The 7,856-nt window shown below is 51.3% G+C and carries 6 protein-coding genes; 3 read left to right on the forward strand and 3 right to left on the reverse strand.

Annotated elements, in window-relative coordinates; all coding sequences use genetic code 11:
• The first annotated feature begins 70 nt into the window (after nt 1-70).
• Nucleotides 71-643, forward strand: a complete 573-nt coding sequence (locus MRY86_RS10570; protein ID WP_293566711.1) for a sugar O-acetyltransferase — start codon at nt 71-73, stop codon at nt 641-643.
• A gap of 56 nt (nt 644-699) precedes the next feature.
• On the opposite strand, the gene MRY86_RS10575 is transcribed toward MRY86_RS10570, so the two are convergent.
• Nucleotides 700-2,037, reverse strand: a complete 1,338-nt coding sequence (locus MRY86_RS10575) for a tetratricopeptide repeat protein (protein WP_293566712.1) — start codon at nt 2,035-2,037, stop codon at nt 700-702.
• A 149-nt stretch (nt 2,038-2,186) separates the two neighbouring features.
• On the reverse strand, nt 2,187-4,775 hold the full coding sequence (gene gyrA, locus MRY86_RS10580) for a DNA gyrase subunit A (RefSeq protein ID WP_293566713.1): 2,589 nt from the start codon (nt 4,773-4,775) through the stop codon (nt 2,187-2,189).
• Nucleotides 4,776-4,909: 134 nt separating this feature from the next.
• Here gyrA and ubiE point away from each other — a divergent pair, with 134 nt between their 5' ends.
• Both ubiE and MRY86_RS10590 read left to right on the forward strand, forming a co-directional pair.
• Nucleotides 4,910-5,641 (forward strand): bifunctional demethylmenaquinone methyltransferase/2-methoxy-6-polyprenyl-1,4-benzoquinol methylase UbiE, encoded by a 732-nt coding sequence (gene ubiE, locus MRY86_RS10585; protein WP_293566714.1) that lies wholly within the window; start codon nt 4,910-4,912, stop codon nt 5,639-5,641.
• Nucleotides 5,611-6,333, forward strand: a complete 723-nt coding sequence (locus MRY86_RS10590) for an outer membrane beta-barrel protein (RefSeq protein WP_293566715.1) — start codon at nt 5,611-5,613, stop codon at nt 6,331-6,333. Before ubiE ends, MRY86_RS10590 begins: the two co-directional genes overlap by 31 nt.
• A 579-nt stretch (nt 6,334-6,912) precedes the next feature.
• Here MRY86_RS10590 and MRY86_RS10595 read toward each other — a convergent pair.
• Nucleotides 6,913-7,856 (reverse strand): hypothetical protein (locus MRY86_RS10595; RefSeq protein WP_293566716.1); only part of this gene is annotated, 944 nt, incomplete at its 5' end.

A 7,856-nucleotide genomic window follows, 5' to 3' on the forward strand; every position in this document is an offset into this window, starting at 1 on the left:
AATTGCGCAAGGTAAAAAATATCAGGCAATAGCGTCTGCCAAATTCTTTCACTTCCTCATTTTTTACAACATGGCTACAGAAAAGGAGAAAATGATCGCCGGGGAAATGTATGTGCCCCTTGACCCGGTCCTCACTGAAGAACGCCAAAAAGCCCGCCTTTTGTTCAAAGCCCTGAACGAGACCGGGGATGACGAAAAAGACAAGCGTCAGGAAATCCTGAGCCAACTTCTGCCCAACAGTCAGCCGGATATCTGGATTGAGCCCCCGTTTTACTGCGACTACGGCTATAACATTTATGCCGGCGAGCGGGTCTTTTTCAATTTCAACTGCATAGTACTGGATGTAGCACCCGTGTACATTGGCACCCGGGTCATGTGCGCGCCCAATGTGCAGATCTACACAGCTACCCACCCGCTGAATGCCGAGGCGCGCAGTAGTGGGAAGGAGTATGCCAAGCCAATCCGCATCGGGGATGATGTGTGGCTGGGTGGAGGTGTTATCGTGTGCCCTGGCGTGACAATTGGAGACCGGGCAGTGATTGGGGCTGGGAGCGTGGTCACCCGGGATATTCCGGCAGATAGCTTTGCCGCGGGGAACCCCTGCCGGGTGATTCGGTCTATCGATCAGCAAGACGATAAATAAGAAATGCCCGAACAACAGCGCTGCCCGGGCATTTTTTCTTATCGGTTTAGGATGGCTTACTTGTCAAAGTAGGCCTCGTCGATCGTCTCGCCCGCCTGAATGCGGTCAATTCGCTCCTTGAAGACATTGGATTTCTCCAGATCGTCTTTACGTGCGTAGATTTCCTTGAGGGCGATCAGCGTGTTCAAGTCGCTTGGATTGATCGCCTCGGCTTTCTGGAAGAATGGCAGAGCGTTGTCAAACTCCTCGAAGATATTTTTCTTCAGTTCCTCGTACTTCTTCAGCCCCTCCTTAGAGTAGTCATCAGCGTACTTGTTGAGGTCTTGCGTCATAACTGCTGCCTTGTTGTAGTACAGGGCGCCGATACTGTAGATCGCATCAACGTAATCGGGGTCCTTTTCTACCGCCTGCTGATAATACTTCATTGCACTGTCAAAGTTCTCTTTTGCGGCTGCCTCGTCATTGGCTTGAAGCGCCTTTTGATAGAGGTTGTCGTAGACGTTACCTAAAGTAGAGTAAAGAGAAACGTTGTCCGGCTCTTTCTCAATTGCGGTTTCCAACTTGGTAATCAGCACATCCAGTTTGCCGATACGTAGGAAGTGGTTGATTTCTGCAAACAGCAGAGATACATCATCCGGGAAAAGCTTACGGCCCTCTTCAAGATAGGCATAAGCTTCCTCCATTTTGGCTTCATCTGTTGCTGTGATCTTGTACAGCGATTCGTAAATGACTGGCTTGTCGTACTTCTTCTCGTAAAGCTGATCAAAGTAGGCCTTAGCTGCATCCATTTTATTGGCATTGATCGCAGAAAGCCCGGTGATATAGAGCTGATTGAGGTAGTCGTCTTCGCTTTTCAGGTTGCTGTCTTCATTCTCATCAGTCAGGACCTTATGCAAGTCCAGCACCATTTTGAAGTCGTTGTAAGCCTTCTCATAATTTTGCTCATCCTGGAAAGCCATCACACCGCTGTTGGAGAGGTGGCCCTGAGCCTGTGCCATTCCTTTGGTAGCGTCTTTGGTCTCCCATTTTTTCTCGGCCAGCTCGTAAGCCTTAAGGAAGGCTTCGGCAGCGATCATTGCAGGATCCTCAATTTGTGGAAGTTGTTTCGGGGCCAAGGTATCTCCAAGCTGACTTGCTATCAGATACTGATTGGCGATTTCATTGTAGATTTCGCCTTTGGTCAGGAAAGTCTTAGCTTCCTTTGATGTTTCCGGATCAGAAACCCCCTCTTCAATAAGGTCAATAGCTTCCTGCAGCTTTTCTTTGTTGTTGGTAGGGTCCAGGTTAAAAGCACCCAGAGCACTTGATGCTTTACGAACCGCCTTCTTACCGTCCTGTGCCTGTACTGCAAATACCATTAATACGGCAGCCAGTGCTAAGATCAGTTTTTTCATGTTGTATGCAATTTTCATTTTTGGTTTGTATTCAAATAACCCGAAAAACGGGGCACAAGATCAATGAAGACCCCAAAATCCCCGATTTTTCACTCTATTAGACGAATTTCCGGAAAGAATCGGTATTTACAAAATGTTAAAGCCGGTTCCTATTCCTCTTCATCGGATGCCGGGAGCATCGTTGGCTCGTCCTCATCTTCCGATTTGTGAATCACGGCGATATCGGCCATTTCATCGTGCTTATCCAGCTTAATGAGTCGTACACCCTGTGTGGCACGCCCCATCACCCTGATATCGCTGACAGCCATTCTGATGACGATGCCATCGCGGGTGGTAATCATCAGGTCGCTGTCTTCACTTACCGCTTTGATGGAGAATACGCCACCTGTTTTATCTGTGATCTGCATATTCTTGACCCCCTTACCGCCGCGGTTGGTCAGACGGTAATCGCTGTACAGCGTACGTTTGCCCATCCCTTTTTCAGAAAGGACCATAATGGCGGTTTCGGCTTCTTCCGGATCAATGATAACCATGCCTACCGCGATATCTTTGCCATCTTCATTCAGGCTAATGCCCCGGACACCAGCAGCGGTGCGGCCCATCGCCCGCACTTTGGATTCTTCAAAGCGGATCGCACGGCCGGAACGGCTGGCGATAAATACTTCCTGATTTCCGTTAGTCAGTTTAGCTTCTATCAGCTGATCGCCTTCATTAATGGTGATGGCATTGATGCCGCCTGCCCGTGGACGGGAGTAGGCTTCGACCAGCGTCTTTTTAATCAGGCCGTTACGGGTACAGAAGACAATATTGTTGTTGCTGATGAATTCTTCATCTGTCAGGTCCTGAATATTGATGTAGGCCTTGATGCGGTCTTCTTTGGGGATTGCCAGGATATTCTGAATCACCCGTCCGCTTGAGGTCTTCGAGGCTTCCGGTATTTCGTAGACCCTCAGCCAATGGCAACGCCCGGACTCCGTAAAGAGCAGCAGGTAATTGTGGGTACTGGCGATGAACAGGTGCTCTACGAAATCCGCATCCCGGGTCTTACTGCCACGGGAGCCACGCCCGCCCCGGCTTTGCTTGCGGTACTCGGATACCGGTGTCCGCTTGATGTAGCCTAAATTAGAGATCGTAACCACTACCTCCTCATTGGCAATCAGGTCTTCAATACTGATTTCGCCATCTGCTGCTGTGATATCAGTGCGGCGTTCATCTCCGTATTTTTCTTTGACCTCCTGTAGCTCTTCTGCGGCAATTTCGCGCTGCAGTTCCTCACTTTCCAGGATAGATTTCAAATAAGCAATACGCTCCTGCAGTTCATCGTACTCCTGCTTCACCTTATCCCTTTCCAGGCCAGTCAGCTTTTGCAGCCGCATATCCAGGATAGCGCGCGCCTGAGCTTCTGAAAGCGCATTGCCCTCTTCCCTTGGATACTCATCGGTGTCCGCCTGCTCGATTAGCGGGCCAAACTGCTTCCAAAACTTATCTCTATCTTCAATGAACGCGCCCTCCATCAGACCATTACGGGCGTCTTCCGGCGTAGCGGAGCCACGGATGAGGTCAATGACCATATCTATGTAGTCCAGCGCAATGAGCAGACCAACCAGGATATGCGCACGGGCAATCGCTTTGCGCAAATCATACTGCGTACGGCGCACAATGACCTCGATTCGGAACTTGATAAACTCCGAGATGATATCTTTCAGGTTGAGCAGCTCAGGCCTGCCGTTGACCAGCGCTACATTATTCACACCGTAAGAGGTCTGCAGCGCTGTATATTTATAAAGCATGCTCAGCACTACGCTGGCCATGGCATCCCGCTTTACATCCACTACGATGCGCAGGCCGTCGCGGTCAGACTCATCCCGGATATCGCTGATACCGATGATCTTTTTGTCATTCACCAGCTCGGCGATCTTGGCGACCAGGTTGGCTTTATTGACCTGATAAGGTATCTCTGTTACCACGATGGTTTCCCGTCCGTTATCACCTACCTGAATCTCTGCCCGCCCCCGGACCACGACCCGGCCACGGCCGGTTTCGAAGGCTTCGCGGACACCACTGGTACCGTAGATAATTCCACCGGTTGGAAAATCTGGTGCTTTGATGTATTGCATCAATTCTTCGATGGTAATATCCGGATTGGCAATCTGGGCCACGATACCATTCACTACCTCCGTGAGGTTGTGCGGCAGCATGTTGGTTGCCATACCTACGGCAATGCCGGAGGCACCGTTGACCAGCAGGTTGGGGATTCTGGCAGGCAGTACCGTTGGTTCCTTCAACGTATCGTCAAAGTTGAAGGCGAAATCGACGGTTTCCTTGCCAATATCGGCCAGCATCTCATCTGAGATGCGCTCCAGGCGAGCCTCTGTGTAACGCATGGCTGCCGGGCTGTCGCCGTCCATAGAGCCAAAGTTGCCCTGACCGTCGACCAGAGGGTAACGCAGGGACCAGTGCTGTGCCATACGGACCATCGTATCGTATACGGAAGAGTCACCGTGTGGGTGGTATTTACCCAGCACCTCTCCAACGATACGTGCCGACTTTTTATAGCTTTTGTTGTAAGTGAGCCCTAAATCTGACATACCGTAGAGGACACGGCGGTGTACCGGCTTGAGGCCGTCCCGTACATCCGGAAGCGCCCGGGAAACGATTACTGACATAGAGTAATCGATGTAGGCCGACTTCATTTGGTCCTCGATGTTTACGGGGATAATTCGCTGTTTCAAAGACATGTAAGCGGTTTATTCTTGTATTTTCTTGCCCTTTTTTCAAAGACAGGCAAAGATAAGAAAAAAACAGGATTTTGCTTTACTATGACGGCCACTCCCTTCCCAAAATATATCTTTGCAAAAATTTTGAAATTACTATGGCAGAGGAAGTGAAGCCGTACGATCAGTCGGGCAGCAAAAAAGAGCAGGTATCAAAGATGTTTGATGGCATTGCGCCTTATTATGATTTCCTGAACCGCCTGTTGTCTCTGGGTATTGATGTGTACTGGCGCAGGCGGGCCATCCGTCTGTTAAAGGAGGATGCGCCTAAGGTGGTACTCGATGTGGCAACCGGCACGGCGGACGTGGCACTGGAAACCGCCCGGCAGTTGCAGCCTGAGAAAATCATCGGCATTGATATCGCCAATGAGATGCTTGAAATCGGCCGGACAAAAATCGATAAACGCGGCTTAAGCACCACCATTGAGCTGCAGCAGGGCGACTCAGAGAATTTGCCGTTTTCAGACAATACGTTTGATGCCATCACCGTTGCTTTTGGTGTGCGCAATTTTGAACACCTGGAAAAGGGGCTCGAAGAAATGCATCGGGTGCTAAAGCCGGGCGGCAAGCTTGTGGTGCTGGAGTTTTCCAAACCCCGGGTTTTCCCGTTCAAGCAACTATACAATTTTTATTTCCGGAACATCCTGCCCACTGTGGGCCGGCTGACCTCTAAGGACCCCAGAGCTTACAGTTATCTTTACGAATCGGTACAGGCATTTCCTGACCGCGAACAGTTTACCGATATTCTTAGCAAAATTGGCTTTAAATCGAATCAATGCATATCACTAACTCTTGGCGTTTGCGCGATCTATTCCGGTGGGAAAGCTTAAGCTTAGCTTGCGCCCTGCTTTTTCTGCTTCCTGCGCAACAAGGTTCAGCTCAGGCTACCGGGAATTATAACTTTTTCGACTTCCAGCAAAAGCCCTATTATTTCGGCATCACGCTGGGCTACAACTCCTCCCGGTTTACGCCCTTTAACTCTGATCAGTTCTTGCAAAGCGATTCCATCCGAGTAGTAGAATCGGCTTCAGGACCGGGCTTCAATCTGGGCATTGTCACCAACCTTAAAATGGGCGATCATTTCGATTTTCGCTTCCTCCCCACCCTCTCGTTTGCTGAGCGTACCATCAGCTATACCCGCTTTGGGCGACGGTCCAATTTCTCCGAACGGCGGGTAGAATCTGTCCTCGTGGAAATGCCCTTCCACCTACGCTACAAATCAGCCCCTTACAAGGATATGAGGCTTTTCGTCATCGCCGGTGTAAAGTATGCCTTTGATGTAGCCAGCGATTCGCAAACCCGGCAGGCGGAGACCCTCGTGCGTATCGCCCCCAATGAATTTGCACTGGAATACGGCGCAGGCGTGCAGTTCTTCTTCCCTTTCTTCATTTTCTCCCCGGAGATCAAAATCTCTCATGGCATCGGCAATACGCTGATCTACAATGAGAATATCGAGGAGTCTACCGTTTTGGAAAAGATACTTTCCCGGACCTTCACACTTTCCTTCCACTTTGAGGGATAAAAGCTGTTTCGGGGGCAGTTAAAGCCAGCCTTAGCGATATACGCTTTGTCGGCACAATAGAAAAGGCTGCGGATATTACCGCAGCCTTTTTCCTAAATATCCATTGAAGGCCCTAAGGCACTTAATTAATCCCGTTCGTGTTGTTATTGTGTTTGAATGTTGTGTTTGTTCATCGGCGATAAACGCCCGTGCACATTGGCCTAATGCCTAATTACCGGGATGTGTAGTGTTCGTTTTTAGTAGAAAAAGCTACAGCCCTAACAACCCGTTAAGGGCTGTAGCGTAAAGGTTCCCCATAAAATTCTTAAGGCTAACGGTTAAGTCTTCAGCTCTTAGGACATTCTTTTCGCAATACTTTCTGATACTGTTCTTGATAATCGGTAGGTGGGATCGTTTCGATAACTCAAATCTAAAGAAGAAGAGAAAGGGGATTTGAAATATGTGGCGAACGCCTTAATATTTGCCGTGAACAATCCATAGCGAGGGGTAAACACTATTGTGACATGCTATTATGACAAACAAAAGGGGGCAGCGCTCATCACTGCCCCCTTCCGGTATCTTTTGAATGCCGCTACGGCCTTACCGGCTGATTAGCAACCGCTGTGCGCCCGGCTGCCCGTCAACCTTCAACCAGTATAAGCCATTCGGCAGGCCGCTTAGGGCAAGCAGATGCTCCACTAAGCCCACTTCGAGAGGCCAGGCCCTCACAGCCCGCCCCAGCCCGTCCATCAGGCGGGCCTGCACCGGCGCTTCCAGCGGCGCGCCCAGTGATAAAGTAACCGACCGGGAGGCCGGGTTGGGCCAAAGCGCCAGCTGCCCAGTGCCAGCCGCTGCGGTAAGCTCCATGACCGGGCTGCCCCCAAATTCGGTGCTGTTAGAAGCGCCTATAGTCGTCACCGGGCCAATCACAGCTACTGCTGCTCCGCCAGGCGTGCTCGTGAATGCGCCAAAGCCGACTTCCACGCACTCCTCCAGATGGTCCTGCATCTGTGTGGCCAACTGCCAGCCACTCCCGCCGGGGATGCGGTAGAAAGCCTGCAGCAGGCCATTGTGCCGCCGCAGGCCAAGCATTGCCGGTGTCGCGACTGCCTGAAAAGGCGTGAAGCTCTTGCCGCCATTGGGCAGCAGGCGGCTCTCCCAGCGCAGCACAGGCGTCAGGTTGGTAAACAGCCCGGCCATTGGCGACCCGGCCGCACTGCTATTGCGCATGAATATGCCCGCATAGGTGCCCGGGCCCACCGACTGTACCTCTGCGCGGATGCCTGACCCTTCGCACAGCTCCTGCACCACGCCCGACAGCTGGTCCGTATTTCCGGAAATGGGGTTGTAGCCAGTGGTATTAAGGGTAAAATGCCCTTTGGACGGGTCGCCCGTGGCACAGGGGTCGTAAGCATAGGCGCTGCTGCCCGGCACCATGCCGATATCGGCTGTGCCCCAGGGCGGCGGGATGCTCTCGCTGATGAGCACTTCCACCTGCGCCGTGCAGCTGCTGTTGTTGCCATGTATATCAGAAGCCGTCAGCT

The sequence above is a fragment of the Phaeodactylibacter sp. genome (assembly GCF_022763345.1).
GTDB lineage: Bacteria > Bacteroidota > Bacteroidia > Chitinophagales > Saprospiraceae > Phaeodactylibacter.